The sequence below is a fragment of the Xanthomonas hydrangeae genome (assembly GCF_032697525.1).
GTDB lineage: Bacteria > Pseudomonadota > Gammaproteobacteria > Xanthomonadales > Xanthomonadaceae > Xanthomonas > Xanthomonas hydrangeae.
This window is the reverse complement of record NZ_CP103836.1, coordinates 982,791-1,007,715: the sequence shown is the minus strand read 5'-3', so window position 1 is coordinate 1,007,715 and position 24,925 is coordinate 982,791. Positions and strand designations below refer to the sequence as shown.

The window sequence follows — 24,925 nt, the reverse complement described above, 5'->3', positions numbered from 1 at the left end:
TCTCAAACAACAGATCGCAGGCGGTTCCGGATGTCCGGGACTGGGGGCCTGTGCGCGTGCGGGTGGGTTGCCCAACGCCGGGATCTGTCATCGCTGATCGATCGGAATGCCAGTCGCGTCGTCGTCCAGCCATTCCACCTCAGGATCTCCCATGTCACCTGTCTCGCGTGCCTCGTTGCGTTGTTGTTCGCCTTCCTCGCTGTCCATCGCCATCGCGCTGTCGTTGCTTGCCTGCGGCGCCAGCGCGCAGGCGCAGGAGTCGCCGCCTGCGGACGCTGCGCAGATTTCCCAGCTCGATACGGTCAAGGTCACCAGCTCGTACCAGAAGAGCCTGATCACCGCGATGGACAACAAGCGCGACGACGTGCGTATGACCGACGGCATTTCCGCGCAGGACATCGGCAAGTTTCCCGCCGAGAACATCGCCGAGGCGATTCAACGCATTCCCGGCGTGCAGATCTCCACCATCAACGGGCGCGGCTCCACCATCAGCGTGCGCGGTCTGGGCCCGCAGTATTCAGCCACCACCATCAACGGTCAGGTGATCAAGAGCGCCGATTTCACCGATGGTTTCCGCTACGACATCATCCAGCCGGAAGTGGCCGCCGGGATCGAGGTGATCAAGTCGCCATCGGCCGACATGGATGCCGGCGGATTGTCCGGCACAGTCAACATCAACACCACCAGACCGCTGGACTACAAGCAGACCAAGCTGCTGTTTTCGGCCAAGGCGCAATATGCCGAATTCGCCGGCGGTGCGCCCACGCCCAAGGGCGTGCTGACCTATATCGACCAGTTCAAATTCGGTGGCGGCGATCTGGGCGTGTTGCTCAGCGCCGGGTATCAGAAGCTCAAGGATCGCGCCGATTATCTGTGGATCGACCGTTGGTATACGCAGCAAACCGACGCCGGCACCCTGTACATTCCACGCCGCCCGCGCTATCGCTCGATCGAGCGCGAAACCACCCGCAAGATGTTCAACGGCGGGCTGCAGTGGAAGCCCAGCGACAGTGTGGAAATGAACCTCACTGCGCTGTATTCGCAGGACAAGACCGCCAACGACATGAACCAGTTGGTGTACTCGTTCGAGCGCAGCCCGCTGACCGTGCTGCAGACCAACGGGCTTACCGCCACGCAGGTGTCGGCGTCGGACTACTGGCTGGAAAACAACCGCCAGATCGAACAGCACGATCTGTCCACGCGGCTGCTGACCTACGACTTCAAGTGGAAGGGCGATGCCTGGACCTTGAATGGCGCGGCCAATTACACAGAAGGCAAGACCGACGAAAACGAGCGCGCGGCGATCCTGGGCCGCAAGCCGACCTCGACGCTGCTGGATACCTCGAACCCGGATGCGATTTCGCTGATCACCGATGCCGACGCCACCGATGCCAGCGCCTGGGACAAGGCCAATCTGGTGCGTAGCGAGTATCCCAACGGCGGCATCCAGTCGCTCAGCAACAAGGAATGGTCGTTGCAACTGGATGCCGAGCGTTATCTGGACCTGGGCGCGTTGAACGCGGTGCGCTTTGGTGCCAAATACCGCCGCGAAACCTTCGACCGCGATGTGCGCAGGCGCGATTTTCTGTATCTGCTCAGAACCGGTGCCGTGTCGGGCTTCGACATGTTCCCGGAACTGTCGGCCGCCAACAGCACGGTGAGCAACTTCCTCGACGGACAACTCGCCTCGCAGGACAGCTGGGTCACCCCGGACATCGCGGCCTACGCGCGCTCGCTGGCGGCTGCCGGCATCACCGTGCCGGTGCTGTTCGCCCCGCAAAGCAGCTACAGCATCGAGAACGACATTTCATCGGCCTATGCGATGGCGCGCATCGATACCGACATCGGCAGCATGCGCCTGCGTGGCAACGTGGGCATGCGTTATGAAAACACCAAACGCACCACCGACACCTACCTCACCCAGGCGCAGGCCGCCAGCGACGACGCCAACGTGGTGATCGGCACCGCGCGTGCGCCGTACGACTATTCCAATTGGTTGCCCAGTCTGAATCTGGTGCTGGACATGCGCGAGGACCTGCTGCTGCGCTTTGCCGCCGCCAAGGTGCTGGTGCGGCCGATCCTGGACAGCAACACCGCCATCGCTTCAACGATCTCCACCGGCACCAATACCGGCGGGACGACCACGTTCATCGTCACCCAGGGCCAGACCGATCTGAAGGCATTGACCGCCGACCAGGCCGACCTGAGCCTGGAGTGGTATTACGGCAACGGTGGCGCGCTCACCGTGGCCGGGTTCTGGAAGAACATCAAGAACGGCACCTTCAACAGCATCGTCTGCCCAGGCGCGTTCAACGGCACCGCGCTGTCCAGCAATGCGGCCGGCGACTGCGTGGACGGCGGCGGCAACATCTACGAGATCACCGCCACCACCAACGATCCGAGCAAGGTCAAGATTCGCGGTTACGAGCTTGGCTGGACGCAATCGCTGGATGCCTGGCTGCCGATCTACGGCTTCGGCGTGACCTCCAACTTCACCCGCGTGATTCCGCAGCGCGATACGGCATTCCAGATCCGCAATCTGTCCGAGCAGACCTGGAACGCCACCGCATACTGGGAAAGCCAGCATTATTCGGCGCGCGTCTCGCTCAACCATCGCAGCGAGTACGAGCAGGACAGCAGCGACAGCTTCTTCGCGCGCGAAGGCCACACCATGAAGGCGCGCACGCAGCTGGATGTTGTGCTCGGCTATCAGGTCAGCGACAAGCTCAGCTTCCAGCTGGGCGGCCTGAATCTCACCAACCGTACCGAAGAGGCCTACAAGGACATCACCAGCCGTTGGCAGATGACTGGCGTCACCGGTCGCAGCTACTACCTGTCGATGCAGTGGGACATGCTTTGATGGCGGGGGAGGGAGCGCAGCGCCAGTGTGCACGGCTGCGTGCTGCAGCACGCATCGAATGCAATGCTGCAGCTGTTGTGGAAGCGCACTTCAAAGATGCTGCGGGTGTTGCTGCTGCGCGTCGGCCGCGGGGCATGTACGCAACGCTGTCGGTCGGGCGCTGCCATGCGCAGGCGTGACTTCCTCGCCGGCAGCGTCTGCGCCTCGTCGTTGCTCGGTGTGCCGACGCTGATTCCAGGCATGGCGTGCGCCGCAACTGCGCGCGCCGGTGTTACCGGAAAGCCGCGTGCCACTCCGCCGCCATCGGTTGAAGATGGCAGTGGCCAATGGCTGGATCTGGACGAAGGCTGGCGCTTCCACGCCGGCGATCTGCCATTCCCGCGCCTGCTTGCGCAGGACGAGACCTACGACAACGCCAAGGCCGGGCGGGCCTGGGGCGCGGCTGCGCCGGACTTCGACGATACCGGCTGGCGCCAGCTGCAACTGCCGCACGATTTTGTGGTGGAGCAGCCGGTGCGTGCCGACGCCAATATTGCGCAGGGCTATCGCCCGCGCGGTATCGCCTGGTACCGGCGCACGTTGCGGCTGGAAGAGTCCGCGCGCGGCCAGGCGGTGGAGCTGCGTCTGGACGGCATCGCCAGCCATGCCACCGTATGGGTCAACGGCATGCTGATGGCGCGCAGCTGGAGTGGCTACAACGGGTTGGTGATCGACATGACCCCCGTTGCACGCTACGGCAACGCCTTGAACAGCATCGCCATCCGCGTCGATGCCGAAGCGATGGACGGTTGGTGGTACGAGGGCGGCGGCATCTACAGGCACACCTGGCTGGTGTTGCGTACGCCGTTGCATGTTGCTGGCGATGGCCTGGCAGCGGTGCCGCGCGAAGGCCCGGGCGATGTCTGGCAGGTGCCGGTGGAGCTGGAGCTGGTCAACAGTGGCGAGCAGCCTGCCGAGGCCTGGGTAGATGTCGAACTACGCGATGCACGTGATGTTGTGGTGGCACATGGCGAGACGCAACTACGCGTCGCTGCATTCGGCACTGCGCAGGCAAAAGCGAGCGTTTCGGTCGCGCAGCCGCAGCGCTGGAGCGTGGACGTACCGGTGCTGTATCGGGTGCTTGCGAATGTGCGCGGGGAAGACGGTCGTAGCGACAGCATCGAGTGCGAGATCGGTTTTCGCAGCCTGCGCTTCGATGCCGACCACGGCTTTTTTCTCAATGGCCGGCCGCTCAAGATCAAGGGCGTGTGCCTGCATCAGGACCATGCCGGGGTCGGTGTGGCGCTGCCCGATGCCTTGCATGCGTTTCGCCTGCGTCGGTTGAAATCGATGGGCTGCAATGCCATCCGCCTGCATCACGCGGTGGCGCCGGAATTGCTGCAGGCCTGCGACCGGCTCGGCATGCTGGTGATGGCCGAGAACCGCCTGTTCAACCCCGCACCCGAGTACGTGGCGCTGTTGCAAACGATGGTGCGGCGCCAACGCAACCATCCCAGCGTGTTTGCGTGGTCGCTGCTCAACGAAGAGCCGCTGCAGGGCACCGCCACCGGCTACGCCATCATGGCGCGCGCCGCCAGCGTGGTGCGCACGCTGGACGACACCCGCCCGATCACCGCCGGCATGAACGATGGCATGTTCGCCACGCGCGGCGCGGCCGACGTGGTGGACGTGCTGGGCTTCAACTATCGCCAGTACAACTACGACCGCGTGCATGCCGCGCGCCCGCGCACGCCGATGCTGTCCAGTGAAGACACCAGCGCGTTTCAGACCCGCGGTGCGTGGTTCACCGATCTGGACGCACACGTGGTGGCCGAAGACGACAGCCTGGCCGCCGACTGGGGCAATACCCATCGCCGCGCCTGGCAGCTGATTGCCGAGCGCCCGTTCGTTGCCGGCAGCTTCGTGTGGACCGGCTTCGATTATCGCGGTGAGCCCACACCGTTCGAATGGCCGTCGGTGGGCTCGTTCTTCGGCATCATGGACCAGTGCGGATTTCCCAAGGGAGCGTATTGGTTGCGGCGCGCGTTGTGGATCGACGATGCGCCGGTGCTGCATCTGTTGCCGCACTGGAACTGGCCGGGCCGCGAAGGTCAGGCGATCAAGGTGATGGCGTTCTGCAATGCCGCGCAGGTGGAGCTGTGGCTCAACGGCCGCTCGCTGGGAAAACAAGCGGTGGACCGCGCGCAGATGAATCAATGGCAGGTGCAGTACGCGCCAGGCGTCCTCGAAGCGGTGGCCTGGCGTGATGGTCGCGAGGTGGCGCGTACGCGGGTGGAAACCACCGGCGCAGCGGTCGCGCTGCGATTGACGCCCGACCGCACCCAGCTACGCGGCGATGGCCGCGATGCGCAGCCGGTGACGTTGGAAGCGGTGGACGCGCAAGGCCGCCACGTGCCCGATTGCAAGGCAACGCTGATGCTGCAGATCAGCGGCGGACGGCTGCTGGGCGTGGGCAATGGCGACCCCAATGCGCACGCACCCGATCAGGCCACGCAAGTGGCCTTGTTCAACGGGCTGGCGCAGGCCATCGTGCAGGCAGGCCGCGGTGCCGGCGTACTGCGCCTGCAGGCGCGTGCATCAGGACTGCAAGATGCAGTGACCGAGATCGCCTGCACGGCGGTGCCGCTACCAGCGGCTGTGGCAGTGACCGCACCAGTGATGGTGGTCGAAAGCTGGCGCCATACTGCCGCCTTCGCGCAGCCGCCGGCACCGGATCTGTCGCGCCGTCCCAACGACAACAACAGCTGGAGCAATACGCTACCCGGTACGTTGGAAACCGCACCCGAGCGCGCCGGCTACGTGTTGTACCGCACCCAGTTCACGCCGTGGCAAGGTGTGCAGACTCACGGCGGCGTGCTCGATCTGGGCCGGCTCAGCGGGCCGGCCCAGGTGTTTCTGGATGGCCGCGCGGTGGCGCAAGCGGCAGCAGGCACGCCGATCAACTTGGTGCTTGCGCCGGCGACCGGTGCGCGCACGCTGGCGGTGATCGTGCAGGTCGCCGCCGATCAGCCGTTTGGTTTCCACGACGTCGTCACCGTGCATTATCGGACCTCGCCATGATCGCTTCATCGTTTTCACCCTCGTCGCATGCGCGCCTGTTTGCTGGTGCAGTGCTGAGCGCGTTGCTCGCCATTCCAGTCGCCGTGCTGGCCGCGCCGCCCGCACAAGCGGTGGTGCAACGCCTGATCGGCGCGCGCGCGGCGCAGTTCGAGATGACTATGGCGCCACGCGGCGACGGCGCGGACTGGTATCGCATCGATGCCGGTGGCGACACGGTGCGTATTGCCGGCTCCTCGCAGGTGGCCTTGGCGCGCGGCGCCTACGCGTATCTCGGCCAGGCCGGTGCGGCCTCGATGAGTTGGGAAGGCGACCGCGTGGCACTGCCGGCGCAATGGCCTGCCTACAGCAGCGGCCAGGTACGCACGCCGTTTGCCCATCGCGCCTATCTCAACACCTGCACCTACGGCTACACCACGCCGTTCTGGGACTGGCCGCGCTGGCAGCGCGAGATCGACTGGATGGCGTTGCACGGCATCGACATGCCGCTGGCGATGGAGGGGCAGGAAGCGATCTGGCAAGCGCTGTGGCGCGAGTTCGATGTGGGCGATGCTGCGTTGGCGGAGTATTTCTCCGGCCCGGCGTTCACCCCGTGGCAGCGCATGGGCAATATCGAGGGTTATCGCGCGCCGTTGCCGCAACAGTGGATCGACAGCAAGCGCGTGCTGCAGACGCAGATCCTCACGCGCATGCGCGAGCTCGGCATGCAGCCGGTGCTCCCGGCGTTTGCCGGCTACGTGCCCAAGGCATTCGCGCAGGCGCATCCGAACGCGCGCATCTATCGCATGCGCGCCTGGGAGGGGTTTCACGAAACCTATTGGCTGGATCCGCGCGATCCGTTGTTCGCCAAAGTCGCGCGCCGATTCCTTGAGCTGTACACGCAAACCTACGGCGCAGGCGAGTTCTATCTGGCCGATGCCTTCAACGAAATGCTGCCACCGGTGGCCGACGACGGCAGCGACGTGGCCGCGGCGAAGTACGGCGACAGCATCGCCAACTCCGATGCCGCACGCGCAAAGGCGGTGCCGCCAGCGCAACGCGATGCACGCCTGGCCGAGTACGGTCAAGCGTTGTATCGCTCCATCGCCCAGGTCAATCCGCAGGCCACCTGGGTGATGCAGGGCTGGCTGTTCGGTGCCGATCGCGAGTTCTGGCAACCGCAGGCGATCGCCGCGTTTCTCGGCAAGGTGCCCGACGCGCGATTGATGGTGCTGGACATCGGCAACGACCGTTATCCCGGCACCTGGAAGGCCTCGCAGGCCTTCGACAACAAGCAATGGATCTACGGCTACGTGCACAACTACGGCGCCAGCAATCCGCTGTACGGCGACTTTGCGTTTTATCGACAGGATCTGCAGGCCTTGCTGGCCGATCCGGACAAACGCAATCTGCGCGGCTTCGGCGTGTTTCCCGAAGGCTTGCACAGCAACTCGGTAGTCTACGAGTATCTCTACGCGCTAGCCTGGGAAGGCCCGCAGCAGTCCTGGTCGCAGTGGCTCACGCAGTACACGCGCGCCCGCTACGGTCGTAGCGATGCGGCATTGCTGCAGGCCTGGTCCGATCTGGAAGCGGGCATCTATCAGACCCGCTACTGGTCGCCGCGCTGGTGGAACAAGCGGGCCGGCGCGTATCTGTTGTTCAAGCGGCCGACTGCCGACATCGTCGGATTCGACGATCGCCCCGGCGATCCGCAACGCCTGCGCCGCGCCATCGACGCGCTATTGCAGCAAGCCGACCGTTACGCAGACGCACCGCTGTACCGCTACGACCTGATCGAAGACGCGCGGCATTACCTCAGCCTGCACGCCGACCGCCAACTGCAGGCGGTGGTGCAGGCCTACGCCGCCGGCGACTTCGCACGCGGCGATGCGCTGTTGGCGCGCACGACGCGATTGGTGCAGGGACTCGATGCACTGGTCGGCGGCCAACATGAAACCTTGGCCGACTGGACCGGCCAGGCGGCCGCTGCCGCGGGCGACGATGCCGCGTTGCGTCGCGTGTATGTCGGCAACGCACGTGCGCAGGTCAGCGTCTGGGGCGGCGACGGTAATCTGGCCGATTACGCGTCCAAGGCATGGCAAGGCATGTATGCGGACTTCTATCTGCAACGCTGGACGCGCTTTCTGAGCGCCTACCGGGCTGCGCGCAAGGCGGGCACGCCGTTCGACGAAGCGGCCTTCAACAAACAGCTTGCAGCCTGGGAACGCCAATGGGCAGAGCAGGGCAGCGTGCCGAAGCGCCAGCCACCACGCGATCCACTGACCTGGCTGCGCACGTTGCTGGCGCAGGTGGATGCGCAAGACGATGTGCCGAGCGCTCTGCAAAGCGAGGTGCAAGGCGAGGTGCAAGGAATTGCGGACGACGCCATGCAGGGCGCCACGCACGGAACTGTCCAAGGCGCCGCCCAATGAGCGGATCCGTCTTGCGCTTCTTCGGCATGCATGACCGCTGCAGCGGCGATGCAATCACGCACGCCATCGGCATCAAACGCACACCTCGCACCCACCTGCAGTGCCTGGGCAAGGAACTGCAATGAGCGAACAAGTACCCGCTGCTGCAGCGATCACTGCATCGCCAACGCTAACGCCAAAGCGCGAACGCTTTCTATCGCTGGACGTCTTCCGTGGCCTGACCATCTTCCTGATGATCCTGGTCAACACTGCCGGGCCGGGTGCACAGGCGTATGCGCAGCTGACCCATGCGGCCTGGTTCGGCTTCACGCTCGCCGATCTGGTGTTTCCCTCGTTCCTGTTCGCAGTCGGCAGCGCGATGAGCTTCGCGCTGGCGACAGACACGCCGCATCGGCCGTTTCTCGGCCGGGTGGGCAAGCGCGCCGCGCTGATTTTCCTATGCGGTGTGCTGATGTACTGGTTTCCGTTCTTCCATCTGCAGCCCGGTGAGGGATGGGCATTCACCGCGATCGATCAACTCCGCTTGACCGGCGTGCTGCAACGCATCGGCTTGTGCTATCTGCTCGCAGCGCTGTTGGTGCGCTATCTGCCGCCACGCGGCATCGCGCCGGCCTGCGTGGCGCTGCTGCTGGGCTACTGGGCGGTGTTGTATGTCTTCGGCCAGCCCGGCGCCGAGTTGAGCAAGACCGGCAACGCCGGCACCCGGCTGGATCTGTGGCTGTACGGGCGCGCGCACCTGTATCGCAAAGACAACGGCTTCGACCCGGAAGGCCTGCTCGGCACGCTGCCGGCCACGGTCAACGTGCTGGCCGGCTATCTGACCGGGCGCTTCCTGCAGCGGCGCGGCAAGACCGCTGCGGCCACGCGCACGCTGCTGCTGGCCGGCGCCGGCCTGGTGCTGCTGGCGCTGCTGTGGAACCCGGCCTGGCCGCTGTCGAAAAAGCTCTGGAGCGGGTCGTTCGTCGCCTGCACCGTGGGCCTGGATCTACTGGCCCTGGGCCTGCTCGTCTACCTGCTGGAGCTGTGCGGATGGATCGGCGGCAGCGGTTTTTTCACCGTGCTGGGGCGCAACCCGCTGGCGATCTATCTGTTCTCCGAACTGTTCGTGGTGGTGCTGCGCCTGCTCCCGGCCGGCAGCTCCGGCCTGGACCTGTATGCCTGGGCCGGTATCCGCGTCTTCCAGACCATCGCGCCGGGGCCGCTCGGCTCGCTGCTATGCGCACTGAGTTACACGCTGCTGTGCTGGGGCATGGGCTGGTGGATGGATCGGCGGCGCTGGTATCTGCGGTTGTGACGCCACGGCGAGCCAAGTGATTGCATTGCTGCCGATGCTTGCAGGTTGTCGCCGCCAGATCCTGCCAGATCCTGCCAGCCCCGGCCGCCGCGTGATGCGCGGAACCTTGCGATTGGCAGGGCAGTGCGAGCTGTCGCCGGGATCGGCAACGCACAGATGCGCTACGGCCAAATTGGTACTATATTGGACCTAACGAATCCAAGTCGGTCCGGAGGACAAGCAATGGCCAAACCCAAGGCGGCACCCCGGAACGACACCGATCCCCGGGTGGACGATCTGGCGTTGGACGCGTCCGCGCCGACCCCGTTGTACCTGCAACTGGCAGGCAAGCTCACCGACGCCATCCGCGGCGGTGAGTGGAAGGCCGGCGAGGCGCTGCCGGCCGAGCGCCAGCTGTGCGAACGGCTGCAGATTTCGCGGGTGACCCTGCGCCAGGCGGTGGACGTGCTGGTCGAACAAGGCCTGGTCTCGCGCCGTCAGGGCGCCGGCACCTTCGTCACCGCGCAGATCCAGCATCAGCTCAGCGGCCTGACCAGTTTCAGCGAGACGCTGCGCATCAAGGGCTACGAGCCGGGCACGCGCTGGCTGGAGCGGCGGCTGCGCCCGGCGCATGGCGAAGAAATCCTGCGGCTCGGTCTGTCGCCGGATGCGGCCGTGGCTTCGCTGACGCGCTTGCGCAGCGCCGACGACCGCGTCATGGCCTACGAGCACGCGGTGCTGCCGCAACGCATCGTCGCCGACCCGCAGCAGATCGGCGATTCGCTCTATAGCTATCTGGATGCGCAAGGCACGCCGGTGGTACGCGCGTTGCAGTATTTCCGCGCAATCAATCTGCCCGCGCGGCTGGCCGAACACCTGCGCATGAAGACCGGCGAGGCGATCCTGCATGTGGTGCGCGTGGGCTACGCCCGCGACGGCAGCGCGATCGAATTGACCGACACCTATTGCCACAACGACTTCTACGATTTCGTCGCCGAACTGCGCCGCTGATTCCACCCGGCGTCCCCCAACGACAACCTCAGAGCCAGCCGATCCATGACTACTGCCAGGCCCGCAAATCCCGTTGTCTCGATCGCCATCGTCGGCGTGCTGTTTTTCATCATCGGCTTTTTCACCTGGATCAACGGGCCGCTGATCACCTTCGTGCGCCTGGCGTTCGACCTCAACGAGGTCAATGCGTTTCTGGTGCTGATGGTGTTCTACCTGTCGTATTTCTTTCTGGCGCTGCCCTCGTCGTGGATCCTCAAGCGCACCGGCATGAAGAAAGGCCTGGCGCTGAGTCTGGTGGTGATGGCGGTGGGGGCGGCGGCGTTCGGCCAGTTCGCCACCCAGCGCTGGTATCCGGGCGCATTGGGCGGCCTGTTCGTGATCGGTAGCGGCCTGGCGCTGCTGCAGACCGCGATCAACCCGTACATCAGCATCCTCGGCCCGATCGAGAGCGCGGCCCGGCGTATCGCGCTGATGGGGATCTGCAACAAGATCGCCGGCATCCTGGCGCCGATCCTGATCGGCTCGCTGGTGTTGCACGGCATCGGCGATCTGTCCGAGCAGGTGGCCAGTGCCAATGCCGCGACCAAGGAAACCTTGCTCACTGCGTTTGCCGCCAAGATTCACGCACCGTACCTGGTGATGTCCGGCGTACTGTTGCTGTTGGCCATCGGCGTATTGTTCTCGCCGTTGCCCGAACTCAAGGCCTCCGAGGCCAATGCAACGCCCGGCGCTGCCGGCGTGCAGAAATCCAGCATCTTCCAGTTTCCGCATCTGTGGCTGGGCGTGTTGTGCCTGTTCGTGTACGTGGGCGTGGAAGTGATGGCCGGCGATGCGATCGGCACCTACGGTCACGGCTTCAATCTGCCGTTGGACAGCACCAAACTGTTCACCTCCTACACGCTGGGAGCGATGCTGGTGGGCTATATCGCTGGCCTGGTGCTGATTCCGCGCGTGATCTCGCAGGCACGCTACCTGAGCGTGTCGGCGGTGCTGGGTGTGCTGTTCTCGCTCGGTGCCTTGCTCACGCATGGCTATGTGTCGGTTGGCTTCGTTGCCGCGCTGGGCTTTGCCAACGCGATGATGTGGCCGGCGATCTTCCCGCTGGCCATTCGCGGGCTCGGCCGCTTTACCGAAATCGGTTCGGCATTGCTGGTCATGGGCATTGCCGGTGGCGCGATCATTCCGCAGCTATTCGCCATTCTCAAACAGCACTACGACTTCCAGGTCGTGTTCGCTGCGCTGATGGTGCCGTGCTATCTGTACATCCTGTTCTATTCGCTGCGCGGTCATCGCGTGGGCCTGCCGGCCCAGGCCAAGTGAGCGACGCGGCATGATGCGTTCCGACGAACAAGGTACCTCCATGCGCAGGCCCACCATCAAAGATGTCGCCGAGCGCGCCAAGGTCTCGTTGAAGACCGTGTCGCGCGTGATCAACAACGAGCCATCGGTGATGCAGGCCACGCGCGCGCGCGTGCTGCGCGCCATCGCCGATCTCGACTACGAGCCCGATCCGTCCGCACGCAATCTGCGCAGCGGTACGCCGTTCGTGATCGGTCTGGTGTACGACAACCCCAACCCGTATCACATCATCGCCATTCAAAATGGCGTGCTCGCCGCGTGCCGCGAAACCGGCTTCGGTCTGCAGATCCATCCCTGCGATTCCACCTCGCCGTTGCTGGCCGAAGAATTGGCCGAATGGGTGCAACGCTCGCGTCTGGCCGGCGTGGTGCTGACCGCACCGATGTCAGAGCGCCCCGAGCTGATGGCCGGGCTGGCCGCGCGCGGCATCAAGAGCGTGCGCATCATCGCCGCCACCGACGATCCCGGCGATGGCCCGTGCGTGTATATCGACGACCGCGCTGCGGCGTATGAGATCACCGAACATCTGGTGCAACTGGGCCATCAGCGCATCGGTTTTTTGTGGGGCGGCCCACAGCACCGTTCCAGCGGCGAGCGCTACGCCGGCTACGAGGCCGCGCTGAAGGATTACGGCATCACCCTGGACAAGCATCTGGTGATTCCCGGCGACTACACCTTCGACGATGGCTTCCGTGGCGCGCGCCGGCTGTTGTCGCTGCGCGAGCCGCCCACCGCCATCTTCGGCAGCAACGATGAAATCGCCGCCGGCGTGCTGGCCGCGGCCAAGTCCACCGGCATGAACGTACCGTATCAACTCTCGATCGCCGGCTTCGAAGACAGCCCGTTCTCGCGCCAGTCGTGGCCGGCATTGACCACCGCCAAGCAGGCCACCGACGACATCGCGCGGCACGCTGCGCGTCTGTTGATCAGCCAGCTGCGCAGCGATGCCTACGACGATCAGCCCGCGCAATTGCAGAACCGCGGTTTCGTGCCGCAACTGGTCGTGCGCGGTTCCACTGCACCGGCGCAACCGCCGGCCGCCAAATCCTCTCCCACCGAATCCGTCTGAGCCCGATGAGCCTTCCCCTCCAAACCGATACCTTGATGTTCCGCGAGGCGGCGCAGACCGCCGACGTGGTCGCCGCACAGTTCGCCCGCAACGCCGACACCATCGCCGCACTTGCGCAGTCGCTGCGCGACAACCCGCCGCCGTTCGTGGTGACCTGCGCGCGCGGCAGCTCCGATCATGCCGCGACCTACGCCAAGTATCTGTTCGAAACCCAGCTTGGCATTGTCACCGCTTCCGCATCGCCGTCGGTGGGCTCGGTCTACGCAGCGCCGCTGCAGTTGCGCGGCGCGCTGTACATCGTGATTTCGCAATCGGGCAAGAGTCCTGACCTGCTGCGCAATGCCGAAGCCGCAAAAGCCGCCGGCGCGCGCGTGGTCGCCCTGGTCAACGTGGAAGATTCGCCGCTGGCGCAGTTGGCCGAGGTGGTGATTCCGCTGGGCGCAGGCCCGGAAAAAAGCGTGGCCGCCACCAAGAGCTATCTGGCTTCGCTCGCCGCAGTGCTGCACCTGGGTGCGGTGTGGAAGAACGACCCCGCATTGCTGGCCGCGCTGGATGCATTGCCGCAGCAGTTGCGCAACGCCTGGCAGGCGGACTGGTCCGCACTCACTGCCGGCCTGGTGCCCGCACACAACCTGTTCGTGCTCGGTCGCGGCCTGGGCCTGGGCGCGGCGCAGGAAGCAGCCTTGAAGTTCAAGGAAACCTGCGGCCTGCACGCCGAAGCGTATAGCTCGGCCGAGGTCAAACACGGCCCGATGGCGCTGGTGGGGCCGGGCTTCCCGGTGCTGGTATTTGCCCAGCCGGACGAAACCGGTGCCGGCACGCGCGCACTCGCCGCCGAATTCCGCGCGCGTGGCGCGCAGGTGTGGCTGGCCGCGCCCGATGGCGACCTGTCGCTGGCCGATGCCGCACATCCGGCCAGCGCACCGCTGCTGACCGTGCAGAGCTTCTATCGCGCGATCAATGCGCTCGCACTGCAGCGTGGCCACAATCCCGATTTGCCGCCGCATTTGAACAAGGTTACGGAAACGGTTTGAACATGGATGCTTCCCCGATTCAAGCGTTGTGCAATGCACGCGTGCTCGCCGACGACGGCTTGCAGGATGGACTGGTCGTATTGCTGGCGGGCACGCAGATCCAGGCGGTGGTGGCGGCCGACGATGCGCGTGTTGCGCAGGCGCACACACGCGTGGATCTGGGCGGCGCCACCTTGTTGCCGGGCTTTATCGACATTCAGGTCAATGGCGGCGGCGGCGTGCTGTTCAACAACGCGCGCGACCCGCAGGCACTGGCCACGATCGCTGCGGCGCATCGCCGCTTCGGCACCACCGGCATGTTGCCCACGCTGATCAGCGACACTGCCGAGGTGATGGCCGAGGCGATCGAAGCCACGCGTCAGGCCATCGCGCAAGGCGTGCCCGGCGTGCTCGGCATCCATCTGGAAGGCCCGTACCTGAGCCCGGCGCGCAAGGGCACGCACGACGCGCACAAGTTCCGCCTGCCGGACGCGCACGAGATTGCGGTCGATACCTCGCTGGACAACGGCGTCACCCTGATCACGCTCGCACCCGAGCGTGTGCCGTTGGACGACATCCGCGCCTTCGTCGCCGGTGGCGCGATCGTGTTCGCCGGCCACACCGCGGCGACATACGAGCAGGCGCACGCCGGCATCGCTGCCGGTGTCAGTGGCTTCACCCATCTGTACAACGCAATGTCGCAACTGACCGGGCGCGAGCCCAGCGCCGCAGGCGCTGCGTTGGAAGACCCCAACGTGTGGTGCGGCGTCATCGTCGACGGCGTGCACGTGCACCCTGCCAGCCTGCGCGTGGCGCTGGCGGCCAAGCCGCGCGGCAAGGTGCTGCTGGTCACCGACGCCATGCCGATGGTCGGTGCCGACAGCCCCAGCTTCGATCTGTATGACGAAACCATCACTGCCGTGGACGGTGTGGTGCGCAACGCCGACGGCGCACTGGCCGGCTCCGCGCTGGACATGGCCACCGCCGTGCGCAACAGCGTGCAGTGGCTGGGCGTGGACCTGGCCGAAGCCGCGCGCATGGCGTCCACGTATCCCGCGCAGTGCATCGGCCTGGGCGATCGCCTGGGCAGGATTGCGGCGGGCTATCAAGCCGATCTGGTGCTGGTGGATGCGGATGTGCAGGTGTTGAACACCTGGGTGGCCGGCCAGCGCGGTTAGGCGTCTCGCTCAGGCCGAATACGCTCGTGCCCAAAGACAGCGATGAGCGCGCGACGCGGGGTGTGCTGCCCGACCACCGCAATTGTCGCGCGCGATCGGCAGCCGCGTTGCCACCAGTTGCCACATCCGGCGGGTTGGATGTCGCAGCCCGCGCACGGCCTTGCAGCGCATGCAATGGCTGCTAGAGTTGCGTCTGACCCCAGATTGCGACGAGTAACGGATGAAGTACGCACGGATGCGATGGTGGCTGGTGCTGAGTCTGTGGTGCAGCGTGCAGGCGACGGCGGCGAATCCAGACTGGTATTCGGCTGCCGGTGGTGCTGATTACCAACTGACTGCGGTGCAAGGCGACGTGCAGTCTGGTGAAGGTGCGCAATTGCGTCTGACCGCAGTTGCCGCGCGGACTGCAGCATTCGGCGCTGCCTCCGCACAATTGGACGCTGTTTCTTTGCGCGGCCAGTCGTTGCTGTTGTCCGGCGTCTTGGCAACCTCCAACGCAATGCAGGGCGCCACGCTATGGATGCGCGCCGATGACGCGCATGGCAAACGCCTGGCGTTCGAAAGCTCGCAAACCGATCCGGTCAGCGGCACGACGCGTGCAAGCCGCTCCATTGCGCTGCAGGTGCCGACGGGTGCGCAGAAGGTGTTCATCGGCGTTGTGCTGCGAGGCGATGGAGCGCTGGATGTCAGCCAGTTGCGCCTGACCGTCCAGCCAATCGTCGATGCCGCATCGGCCAGCGCGATCCTGGATATCGCCATCCCCGCGATCCGGGACCAAGCGCTGCACAGTGCCCGCATCGATTGGGCCACGCGTGAGCCGCAGCTGCGTACGCAGGCAGCAGGCATGCGCGAGGCCGATGCGTATGCTGCTATCGAGGCGCTGATCGCCCAGCTCGATGACGGCCATAGTTTCCTGATGCGTCCTTCCAGGCGGCGTCGCGTGGAAGCAGTTGCACAGCGCGAGCTGCCTGCCATGCAGACACGCCTGTTGGCATCCGGGATTGCCTATATCGACGTCCCCGGCCTGATGACATCCTCCAGAGAAGTCAGCAGTGCTTACCAGACATCGCTCGCGAGGGCGCTTGATCAAGCTGCCGCACAGGCCAGTTGTGGCTGGCTTGTCGATTTACGCCACAACACCGGCGGCACGATGTGGCCAATGATCAACGGGCTGCATGCGCTACTGGGCAATGTAGCGCTCGGCAGCTTCGTCGATGCAGCCGGCAAGCAATCGCCATGGCGGGCACGGCCTGCGCCACGCTCGACTGCCTCGCCCGACGGCCTGCAAACAGATCGCCCGGTTGCCGTTTTGATCGGCCCGAAGACGGCGAGTGCGGGCGAGATGGTTGCGATCTCTTTCCGTGGCCGTGCGAACACGCGCAGCTTCGGTCAGCCAAGCGCCGGTCAGACCACCGGCAATCGCTCGGTGGAACTGCCTGGCGGCGGTGTTCTTGCGATTGCCGCCAGCTACACGCAGGATCGCAACGAGCACCGCAATGATGGCCGGCTGCAACCGGATGTCCTGCTTGACTCGCAGGTCGATATGATCGACGCGGCTGCACAGTGGCTGCGGACGCAGGCCTGCGTCCGTTCGAAGTGATCGTCCTGTACGGGGGCTGGTGCATCGGGTAAACATTGTGACGAACGGCCGGTGTCGGTGCACCTTCAGCTGTATGGAACTGAGTTGGTGGCCACGACTTACTTAGCCACGGAGTGCAGCGTTCGCAGGGCGAGGTGCATTGCGCGAATACTGCCTGCGCACCAATAAAACGCCCGCATGCACCACATCGCCGCTTTCAACACACCCTGCATCGCAACATCGGGCTGCGCAGTCTTGTGGCATCAGGCCGCTACGCGCAGTGGTCTGCTCATCGAAGCAAATGAATGCGATCGCGATCACGCTGTCATTCCAATATCTGCATCGTCGGTGCAGTTTCAGGCATGAAAGTGGCCATTTGTGGCAGCGAGTTGACAGCCCCGGCTGCGAAAGGCACCTTCGCTGATAACGTTGTCAGCGAGCAGGAGCCACTTCTGAATTCTTGAAAGCGTTGTCGTCCGGCTGCTGGTCGGACTGGCGCTGACCCGCACGCCGCTACGGTGATGCGGGACGCTGCTCGCATCCGGCACAGGGGACGGAGTGCGGGCATGTCACGCGCATCGCGCGCTGTCGTGCAACCACATGGTTGCCACCTGACATCCGTCAAGAGGTCTACGCAATGCCGTCTTCCCGTGTGTTCGAGTTGTCCCGTCACGTGTTCTGTCATGCGCATCCGTTGCGGCGCACGCCATTGAGTACTGCAGTCCGTAATCTGTTGATCGGTGGCGCTGCCCTGGTAGGCGTTGCCGCGTTGCCTGCAGGTGCGCAGGAGCAGGCTGCAGCCTCGCAAGAACAGGCACCCGCGCAAACCAATCCATCGGTGTCCACCTTGGATGAAATCAAGGTGGTGGGCTATCAGGCCAGCCTCGGCAAGGCACTCAACGTCAAGCGCAATGCCGATGCGATCGTCGATGCGATCAGTGCCGAAGACATCGGCAAATTCCCAGACACCAACGTCGCCGAGTCGCTGTCGCGCCTGTCCGGCATCACCGTGGACCGCCAGTTCGGCGAAGGCGAAAAAGTCAGCATCCTCGGCACCGATCCGGCGCTCAATCGTGTGCTGCTCAATGGCCAGACCATTGCCTCCACCAGTTGGGGCGGCGACCCCAACGACCCGGATAGCCGTTCGTTCAACTACAGCACGCTGGCACCGGAAGTGGTCGGCTTGATGGAGGTCTACAAGACCCCGGAAGCGCGTATCGACGAAGGCTCCATCGGCGGCACCGTGATCGTGCACACACGCAAACCGCTGGATCTCGAGCGCAATACGCTGACCGGCACGGTGAGCTACGGCTATAACGATCGCTCCGAAGACCCCAAGCCGAACGCATCGGCGCTGTACAGCTGGAAGAACCAGGACGAAACGCTGGGCGTGCTCACCTCGGTAATGCATTCGCAGCGCGTGTTGCGCCGCGATGGGGTGGAAATTTTCGGCTACGACAACGTGGAAGGCGCAGGGTTTCCGCCGGGTGTGGTGGGCAATAACACCGGTGTGTTTCCGACCTCGATCAACACGGCCTTGTTTCAGCAGACGCGCAAGCGCGACGGTGTCAGCGCCGCACTGCAATGGAAGCCCGATGCCGATTTCGAGCTCAATCTGACTGGCTTGTACGTCAAGGAAAGTTTCGACAACTACAACCAGAGCCGCTACGGCTACTGGGGCTCCAACCCGGGCGATGCGCAGGCGCTGGGCTTCGAAAATGGCGTGGCCACCTCGGGTACGTTCGGCGATCAATCCACCACGTTCCTGGACGGTTATCTGCGCAACAGCGACGTCACCACCGGCAGCATCCACTTGCGTGCCGACTGGCATGGCGATGGCTGGAATGCGTCGAGCCAGGTTGGCTACACCAGCTCGCAAGGCGGTGCAGAGCGCATCTACGGCATCCAGTTCCGCAATCTTGCCGGCTACAGCTACAACATCGACGGGCGCCGCACCGCGATGGACTACAGCACCGACCCCACCAACGCGGCAGCGATGCAACTCAACAACGCATCGGCCAGCCACAGCCCGCAGTACGACAAGGAGCGCTATCTGCAGCTGGACTTCGATCATGCGGTGGAGTGGGGGCCATTCACGCAGATTCTGACCGGCATCAAACTCACCAATCACGCCACCGGGCAATCGGCGTACAGCCGCACCTGGACGCCGAACGATGGCAGCACGCTCGCTGCGTTCTCGCCGGGCACCACGCCGTCGGGCTATCTGGATGGCATATCCACCAGCGCCGATATGCAGCAGTGGTCGACGATCAACAGCGGCGCGATCAGCCAGTACATCAGCGGACTGGAAGGCGATGACGGGCTGCCGATCAGCTACGCCGGCAACTACAGCATCGAAGAGCAGAACCGTGCGTGGTTCCTGCAAGCCAATTTTTCCGGCGAGCGCTATCGCGGCAACATCGGCGTACGGTATGTGCACACGCGCGATTCCACCGATGGCTTCAGCTACGCGCCGGGCGGCGGCTACACGCCGGTCAATTTCCTCAACAGCTACGGCAAGTGGCTGCCGGCCTTCAATATCGCCTACGACCTGCGCGACGATCTGATGGTGCGCTTTGCCGCCTCCAAGGTGATCGCACGGCCGCGCTACACCAACATGACCCCGTACGTGGCCACCGACGACACCACGCTCACCGCATCCACCGGCAATCCCGGACTGAGCCCGTACGAGTCGACCAATCTGGGCGCATCGCTGGAGTGGTATTTCTCCGACAGCAGCCTGCTCAGCGGCGAATTCTTCTCACGCGACATCTCCAACTACATCCTGACCACGGTGGAAGACCGGGTGTTCTTCAACAACGCCACCGGCGGTTCGAGCACGTATCAGACCTCCGTGCCGACCAATGCCGGCGACGCCAAGGTGCGTGGCGTGGCGCTCAACCTGCAGCACAACTTCGGCAACGGATTCGGCGTGGTGGCCAACTACACCTATTCCGATTCCAAGACCGACGGCGATTACAGCCTGCCGTACAACTCGCGCAACGCCTACAACATCAGCCCGTACTACGAGCAGGGCAAATGGAGCGCGCGGGTGAATCTGGGCTGGCGCTCGGAGTACTTCACCCAGATCGGCCGGCTCAATGGCCAGCAGATGACCGATGCGTTTACCCAGGTCGATGCCTCGTTCGGCTACCAGGCCACCGAGCGCCTGCGCGTGGCGCTGGAAGCCACCAATCTGCTGGACGAAACCTACTTCAGCTACATCGGCAACAAGAACCAGCCGTACTACATCTACAAGAACGGCCGTTCTTTCATGTTGAGTCTGAATTTCAAGCTTTGAGGGTCATGCTCGGAGCGGCTGATGCGACGTAGCCGCTCCGGTCATTCCTGACGGTGTCGGTCATGGGTGTCGTGCTGTCGTGCCTGTAGGCGATATAGCTCCGCATAGGCGCCACTGTGTCGCATCAGCTCTGCATGCGTGCCTTGTTCGATCAACCGGCCCTCCTGCAGAAAGAAGATCTGGTCCACTTCGCGCACACTCGCAAGGCGATGCGTGATGAGCACGACCGTGCGCTCGCGCCCGAGCTCGCGCAACGATTCGAAGACGGCGTGTTCGGCCTTGGCGTCGAGCGGAGCGGTGGGTTCGTCCCAGATCACCAGCGGGGCGTCGCGAAAGATGCCACGCGCCACTGCAAGCCGTTGCCATTGACCACTGGAGAGATCGTGACCGCCCACGAATTCACGCGACAACAGGCAATCCCAACCGCCAGGTAGCCCCTCGATCACTGTGGTGGCTTGCGCGCGCTCAGCGGCACGCTGCAGCTGCTCGTCCGAGGGGTCGTGACGTTCGGGTTGACCGAGCCGGAGATTGTCGCGCGCGCTACCGGGCCAGCGCAGCGGATGCTGCTGCACGATGCTCACGCGCTCACGTAATGCCTGTGTCTGAAACTGGCGTAAATCGACACTATCCCAATAAATCGCACCGATGCTGGGCCGGTAGAGCCCCGCAATCAGTTTGGCCAGGGTGGTCTTGCCCGATCCGTTTTCACCAACCAGGGCAATCGTCTGACCTGCCTGGATGCGTAAGCTAATGCCCTGCAGCGCGATGCGTTCGGTCATGCCTGGGTAACGGAAGCCGACACGATCCAGCACGATCTCGTCCGGCTGCGCGGGCGGGATCTTGTCGCCACCTGCCGCAACCTGCATTGCCGCCAACGCTAAAAAATCGTGATAGTCGGCGATGTAGAGCGCGCGCTCGGAGATCTCGTGCAGCATGCGCAAGCATTGCGCGAATGCACTGGTGGTCATCTGGATGGCGATGACTGCAGTGCCGGCCAGAGCCAGGTTCAACCAGCCTGTCTGCAACATCGCGGCAAGACCGGCAAAGGTAAGCAATAGGCCGAGCATCGAGAGCAGGCGGCCACGCGTCATCGTTCGGGCTTCGACGGTGGCCTGGTCGATCAGATGCTCCTGCAGTGGAATCGCGCTGCGCCGGTATTGGCCAAGCACGTAGTTCTGCGCCTGGCAGGCACGGATCTCTGCGGCTGCATCGCGTGAGGTGGCAAGTTCGGCGATCATCCGTGCATGCCGGGTCAGCGCGATGGTCTTGTCCATGCCGGCATAGTGCAGCCGTGCGGTGGCAAGCGCCGCCCAGCCTTCGGGGATAAAGGCGACCAGCAAGGCGAGCAGCAGCAGCGGATGCAGCCACAGCAACGCGAGTGATGCGGCCATCACCGCCAGCAGCGCCGACAGTATTTCGGACAGGCAAACCGCAACGCGCTCGATGTGCAATGCGCCGCGGTCGCGCGCGCGCTGCATACGATCGAAGAAGTGCGGGTCGTCGAATGCAGCTAGATCGATGGACAGGCTGGCGGCCAGGATCTGGTCGTCGGCCAGATGCCTTACCTTCGGTACCAACCGCGCTTGCGCGGACAGGCTCGCGGCGCGTGCGGCAACACGCAGCAACTGCGCGACCAGCAGCAACGACACGCTGGGAAGCAACTGCGCGATCAATGTGGACGCGGTGACGCCGGAGAGCAGCACGCCCAACACCTGCCTGAGCAACAGCAATCCCCAGACCGCTGCCGCTGCCGCCAGCAGTTGGCTGGCGACCAGTATGCGGATCGCGGCCGGCGCGGCACGTCGGGCGATGCTCAGGACCGGCCGGATCGCGCTGGTCAGCTTGACCATGATTGCGCCCAGGCCCTGTGCGGAAGCGTCGCATGCGATACGCCAGTACGGGTTCTGGATCTGTGCCGGTTGCTCTGCCATGGCGTTACAAACCCAGTCCTCCCTGCACCAGAATCGATGGGATCCGATGTTGCGGATGCGTCCTGAGCAATTGATACGCAATGCCGCCCAACCCCGGCATCAAGCCGGGCGACAAGGTGTCGCGCAGCAGACCGCAGCATGCGCCGTGATCTTCGATACTGGTCAGCACGCTGTCCAGCAGATCGGCAGGTGCGTTGCCGTGCATCTCTGGTTGCAGACGCGCTGCGGTGTCGAACAACTCCCATGCACTCAAGTCGCCATGACAGGCGCAGTGATTCCAGCCAAGCCCTTGACGGGCAGTTGCGTCAACGGCGATCCGTAGGACCTGGCGGGTGCGCGGATGGGTTAGTTGTGGATCCAGGTCTGCATGCGCTAGACCGATGCCGACTGCGCCATGGCACCAGGCCGCTGCGGTCGGGTTGCCGGCCAGCATGCGCAGATCGCGCCAGTTGTCATACGTGGGGTCGTAGAGCGTGTCCTCGAAGGCGAAGGCGGCCTCTGCACAACCCGCATGCAGCGAGCTTTCCGTCACCCGCGCCAGTTTGGTCAATGCCCAGCCGATCCCTGTCACGCCGTGGGCAAAGCCTCCAATGCCGTCGGGCCAACGGGTATGCGTCCAATGCAGCGTGTCGCCATTGCGCGTGCCCGCCTGGCAGATACGATTGCCGATCACCGTGGCGGTCTCCAGATGACGTTGCTCGCCTGTGCGTTTGGCCAGCGCAATCAGCGGCACGATCGCACCGGCGCAACCGACCAGTACATCGAACACCTGGTCGGCCTGCGCGGCATCGGTAAATTCCTGCGTCAGCGCTGCAGCATGTTCCAACACAGCATCGATGCCGAAATCGGCAAGCACCAGATATGCCCACAGCTGCGATCCCAGTCCGATATAACCGCCAGGCGGCAGTGGGCGGAAACGGATTCCATCGCGGATGAGTCGACGTCGCTTGGCATCGCCCATTGCCAAGGTGGTGACGCAGGCCTGCAGGCAGTGGTCGATGCCATCCACCGGATCGGCACGCCCTTCGGCGGATTCGCGCCGGTAGGCCGCCAGCAGCAGCGCCATGCCGGCTACGCCGTTATACACATCCGGCCCGAGCGGTTGCACCGACCAGCCATTGGCGGCCAGCACCGGTGCCAGCCACGCGATGCTGCCGTCCTTGCCCACGACTGCATGCTCAACCAATCGACGCATCAGTGCGGAAAGCTGTTGCCTGCGCCGCTGCTCGATGTCGCCGCGTCGCGGCACCACTGGCAGCAACGAGCGATCTTCCGGCATCCAGCCGTCGTTGACGAACGCGCTGATCAGCGAGGCGTGGATGACTTCACGCTCAAGCGCGAGATCGGCGTTGCGCCAATCCGCTAGCGCGGCGGCGATCAGGTTGTCGGCAATCTTCCAGTGAGTTTTTCCTGGACCTTTCGGGCAGCCATCGTCGGTAATGGTGGAAAAATATGGGATGTCGCCAGCCAGCAGGTCGTCGATCTCCGCCTGCAGAATGGCGGGGTCGTGCGGCACCGATCCCACGTTGTCGGCCATGCGCAGCATCAAGTCATACGCGCGTTGGCGTGCCTGCGCCGGGTTATGCAGCGACACCGGGTGCCAGAGCATGCGGCCGATTTCGGCGTAGGTTTCGGTTGGCCTCGCAACGAAGCGCACCACGCAGCCGGCGAACTGTTCCAGGCGTGGACTTAATCCATCGCGCGCGTCCAACTGCTGCAGCACTTGCGTCATTTCGCCGAAGCCGCTCAGCACATCGGGCCAATAGCGCGCCAGTTCGGGGCGTGCATCCGGATGGTTCTGTGCGTTCGGCATTCCGCGCGCCATGCCCATCCCGATGCGCGCCTGATCGGTTCCCGCATCGATCACCGCAGGCTGCGGCACGTCCGGCTGCTGGCCGGGCAACGATCCCAGCGCCGAATGGTCGACCCCGCGCCATCCAAGCCCGGTGGCACGTCCGGGCAGCAGTCCGATGTTGGCGACCGTGCCTGCGATCGTGGCAGCCACCAGATCCGTCGCATCGCCTAGCCCTGACGGAGGAGCAGGAAGACGCGGAGTGAACAGCGTCTCGCAGTCGATCACCGTTGGCGAGGAACCATGCGCAATAAGGTTGCCTGCGTGCAGATCGGTGCCGGCCAGTAACCGCATGACCGCCAACCAATGACCGATGCCGCGATAGAAATCCTGCTGCCCGGCCGGCGTGCCGGCATGTTGATGCGCGACGAACTCAACCCACCCATAAGCGCCGTAATCGATGGCACGAGGAACGCGCATGCTGGTGGGCAGAGCCTCCGCGAGCATGCCGACAAATGTTGCCAATGCCAGATCGATCGCGACCGATCTTGGTTTGTATACCAACTGGCCGCCAGTACAGCGCACCAGCGCCACGTTTTGGCCGCCACAATGGCTATCGCCGGCTCCGAACGCCAGTTCCAGAAGGACGCCGGGCGCCGTGAGCAGCAAGGTCGTCAACGTGTTTCGATCGCTACACCAGCGCTGCGCGAACATTGCCGCTGCAGTACACCGGTGTGCAATCAGGGTATCGATACGCTCGATCAGGCCAGGATAATGCGGGGCCAGTGATTGCCAGTAATCTGACGCGCAGGTGAGTTGCTGAAACTCCAGCCAGCGCTGTTCTGCGGTATCGCCATCGAGTTTGTCGTTGACTCGCGCAGCATTGAGTTCCAATAACAGAAGTCGGGTGAGCTTGCCATGCAGCGCTGCCAGCAACGTATCGCGCGTTGCTTGGAGGATGACATCGCGTTCGCTGTGTTCAAGCGAGGCCATCTCGCTGAGCTGGACTGCCAGTTTCTCGATCGGTGACGAAATCAGGCAGCCCAGCGACGTGGCGAAGTCACCGCCATGCTGGCCGGAGACCATGCCGC

Annotated in this window: 15 protein-coding genes; 12 read left to right on the top strand and 3 right to left on the bottom strand. The window is 64.3% G+C overall.

The window, feature by feature from the left end:
* Positions 1-151 precede the first annotated feature (151 nt).
* The 10 genes from NYR97_RS04035 to nagA all read left to right on the top strand — a co-directional run bounded on the left by NYR97_RS04035 (position 152) and on the right by nagA (position 15,231).
* The gene (locus NYR97_RS04035; protein WP_316696791.1) at positions 152-2,860 is read left to right on the top strand and encodes a TonB-dependent receptor; all 2,709 of its coding nucleotides are present in this window, start codon (positions 152-154) and stop codon (positions 2,858-2,860) included.
* A gap of 165 nt (positions 2,861-3,025) precedes the next feature.
* Positions 3,026-5,920, top strand: coding sequence for a beta-galactosidase GalA (gene galA, locus NYR97_RS04030; RefSeq protein ID WP_316696790.1), 2,895 nt, complete (start codon positions 3,026-3,028; stop codon positions 5,918-5,920).
* The gene (locus NYR97_RS04025) at positions 5,917-8,328 is read left to right on the top strand and encodes an alpha-N-acetylglucosaminidase (protein WP_316696789.1); all 2,412 of its coding nucleotides are present in this window, start codon (positions 5,917-5,919) and stop codon (positions 8,326-8,328) included. Before galA ends, NYR97_RS04025 begins: the two co-directional genes overlap by 4 nt.
* Complete coding sequence (locus NYR97_RS04020) at positions 8,325-8,453, top strand: hypothetical protein (RefSeq protein WP_275415014.1); 129 nt, start codon at positions 8,325-8,327, stop codon at positions 8,451-8,453. Before NYR97_RS04025 ends, NYR97_RS04020 begins: the two co-directional genes overlap by 4 nt.
* Complete coding sequence (locus NYR97_RS04015) at positions 8,450-9,622, top strand: acyltransferase family protein (protein ID WP_316696788.1); 1,173 nt, start codon at positions 8,450-8,452, stop codon at positions 9,620-9,622. The genes NYR97_RS04020 and NYR97_RS04015 overlap by 4 nt, the downstream gene beginning before the upstream one ends.
* Positions 9,623-9,889: 267 nt before the next feature.
* On the top strand, positions 9,890-10,612 hold the full coding sequence (locus NYR97_RS04010) for a GntR family transcriptional regulator (RefSeq protein ID WP_172839323.1): 723 nt from the start codon (positions 9,890-9,892) through the stop codon (positions 10,610-10,612).
* A gap of 45 nt (positions 10,613-10,657) precedes the next feature.
* Positions 10,658-11,932, top strand: a complete 1,275-nt coding sequence (locus tag NYR97_RS04005; RefSeq protein ID WP_023905112.1) for a sugar MFS transporter — start codon at positions 10,658-10,660, stop codon at positions 11,930-11,932.
* Positions 11,933-11,972: 40 nt separating this feature from the next.
* Complete coding sequence (locus NYR97_RS04000; protein WP_043889880.1) at positions 11,973-13,040, top strand: LacI family DNA-binding transcriptional regulator; 1,068 nt, start codon at positions 11,973-11,975, stop codon at positions 13,038-13,040.
* 5 nt (positions 13,041-13,045) lie between these two features.
* Positions 13,046-14,074 carry an SIS domain-containing protein gene (locus NYR97_RS03995; RefSeq protein WP_316696787.1) on the top strand — a complete coding sequence of 343 codons (1,029 nt, stop codon included), beginning with the start codon at positions 13,046-13,048 and terminating at the stop codon, positions 14,072-14,074.
* A gap of 2 nt (positions 14,075-14,076) precedes the next feature.
* Positions 14,077-15,231 carry an N-acetylglucosamine-6-phosphate deacetylase gene (gene nagA / locus NYR97_RS03990; RefSeq protein WP_316696786.1) on the top strand — a complete coding sequence of 385 codons (1,155 nt, stop codon included), beginning with the start codon at positions 14,077-14,079 and terminating at the stop codon, positions 15,229-15,231.
* Between the two features lie 514 nt (positions 15,232-15,745).
* Here the strand turns inward: nagA and NYR97_RS03985 are convergent.
* Entirely contained in the window at positions 15,746-16,009 is a 264-nt protein-coding gene (locus tag NYR97_RS03985) for a hypothetical protein (protein ID WP_316696785.1), read from the bottom strand.
* A gap of 66 nt (positions 16,010-16,075) precedes the next feature.
* Here NYR97_RS03985 and NYR97_RS03980 point away from each other — a divergent pair, with 66 nt between their 5' ends.
* Positions 16,076-16,831 (top strand): S41 family peptidase, encoded by a 756-nt coding sequence (locus NYR97_RS03980; RefSeq protein ID WP_316696784.1) that lies wholly within the window; start codon positions 16,076-16,078, stop codon positions 16,829-16,831.
* 616 nt (positions 16,832-17,447) lie between these two features.
* Positions 17,448-20,111 carry a TonB-dependent receptor gene (locus NYR97_RS03975; RefSeq protein ID WP_316696783.1) on the top strand — a complete coding sequence of 888 codons (2,664 nt, stop codon included), beginning with the start codon at positions 17,448-17,450 and terminating at the stop codon, positions 20,109-20,111.
* A 41-nt stretch (positions 20,112-20,152) separates the two neighbouring features.
* Here NYR97_RS03975 and NYR97_RS03970 read toward each other — a convergent pair whose 3' ends face one another.
* Positions 20,153-22,042, bottom strand: coding sequence for an ABC transporter ATP-binding protein (locus NYR97_RS03970; protein WP_316696782.1), 1,890 nt, complete (start codon positions 22,040-22,042; stop codon positions 20,153-20,155).
* 4 nt (positions 22,043-22,046) lie between these two features.
* Positions 22,047-24,920 (bottom strand): type 2 lanthipeptide synthetase LanM family protein, encoded by a 2,874-nt coding sequence (locus NYR97_RS03965; RefSeq protein WP_316696781.1) that lies wholly within the window; start codon positions 24,918-24,920, stop codon positions 22,047-22,049.
* Positions 24,921-24,925: the final 5 nt, after the last annotated feature.

Coding starts and splice junctions, on each gene's coding strand:
- NYR97_RS04035 (WP_316696791.1), top strand. CDS start 152: ATGTCACCTGTCTCGCGTGCCTCGTTGCGTTGTTGTTCGCCTTCCTCG.
- galA (WP_316696790.1), top strand. CDS start 3,026: ATGCGCAGGCGTGACTTCCTCGCCGGCAGCGTCTGCGCCTCGTCGTTG.
- NYR97_RS04025 (WP_316696789.1), top strand. CDS start 5,917: ATGATCGCTTCATCGTTTTCACCCTCGTCGCATGCGCGCCTGTTTGCT.
- NYR97_RS04020 (WP_275415014.1), top strand. CDS start 8,325: ATGAGCGGATCCGTCTTGCGCTTCTTCGGCATGCATGACCGCTGCAGC.
- NYR97_RS04015 (WP_316696788.1), top strand. CDS start 8,450: ATGAGCGAACAAGTACCCGCTGCTGCAGCGATCACTGCATCGCCAACG.
- NYR97_RS04005 (WP_023905112.1), top strand. CDS start 10,658: ATGACTACTGCCAGGCCCGCAAATCCCGTTGTCTCGATCGCCATCGTC.
- NYR97_RS04000 (WP_043889880.1), top strand. CDS start 11,973: ATGCGCAGGCCCACCATCAAAGATGTCGCCGAGCGCGCCAAGGTCTCG.
- NYR97_RS03995 (WP_316696787.1), top strand. CDS start 13,046: ATGAGCCTTCCCCTCCAAACCGATACCTTGATGTTCCGCGAGGCGGCG.
- nagA (WP_316696786.1), top strand. CDS start 14,077: ATGGATGCTTCCCCGATTCAAGCGTTGTGCAATGCACGCGTGCTCGCC.
- NYR97_RS03980 (WP_316696784.1), top strand. CDS start 16,076: ATGCGCGAGGCCGATGCGTATGCTGCTATCGAGGCGCTGATCGCCCAG.
- NYR97_RS03975 (WP_316696783.1), top strand. CDS start 17,448: ATGCCGTCTTCCCGTGTGTTCGAGTTGTCCCGTCACGTGTTCTGTCAT.
- NYR97_RS03970 (WP_316696782.1), bottom strand. CDS start 22,042: ATGGCAGAGCAACCGGCACAGATCCAGAACCCGTACTGGCGTATCGCA.
- NYR97_RS03965 (WP_316696781.1), bottom strand. CDS start 24,920: ATGGTCTCCGGCCAGCATGGCGGTGACTTCGCCACGTCGCTGGGCTGC.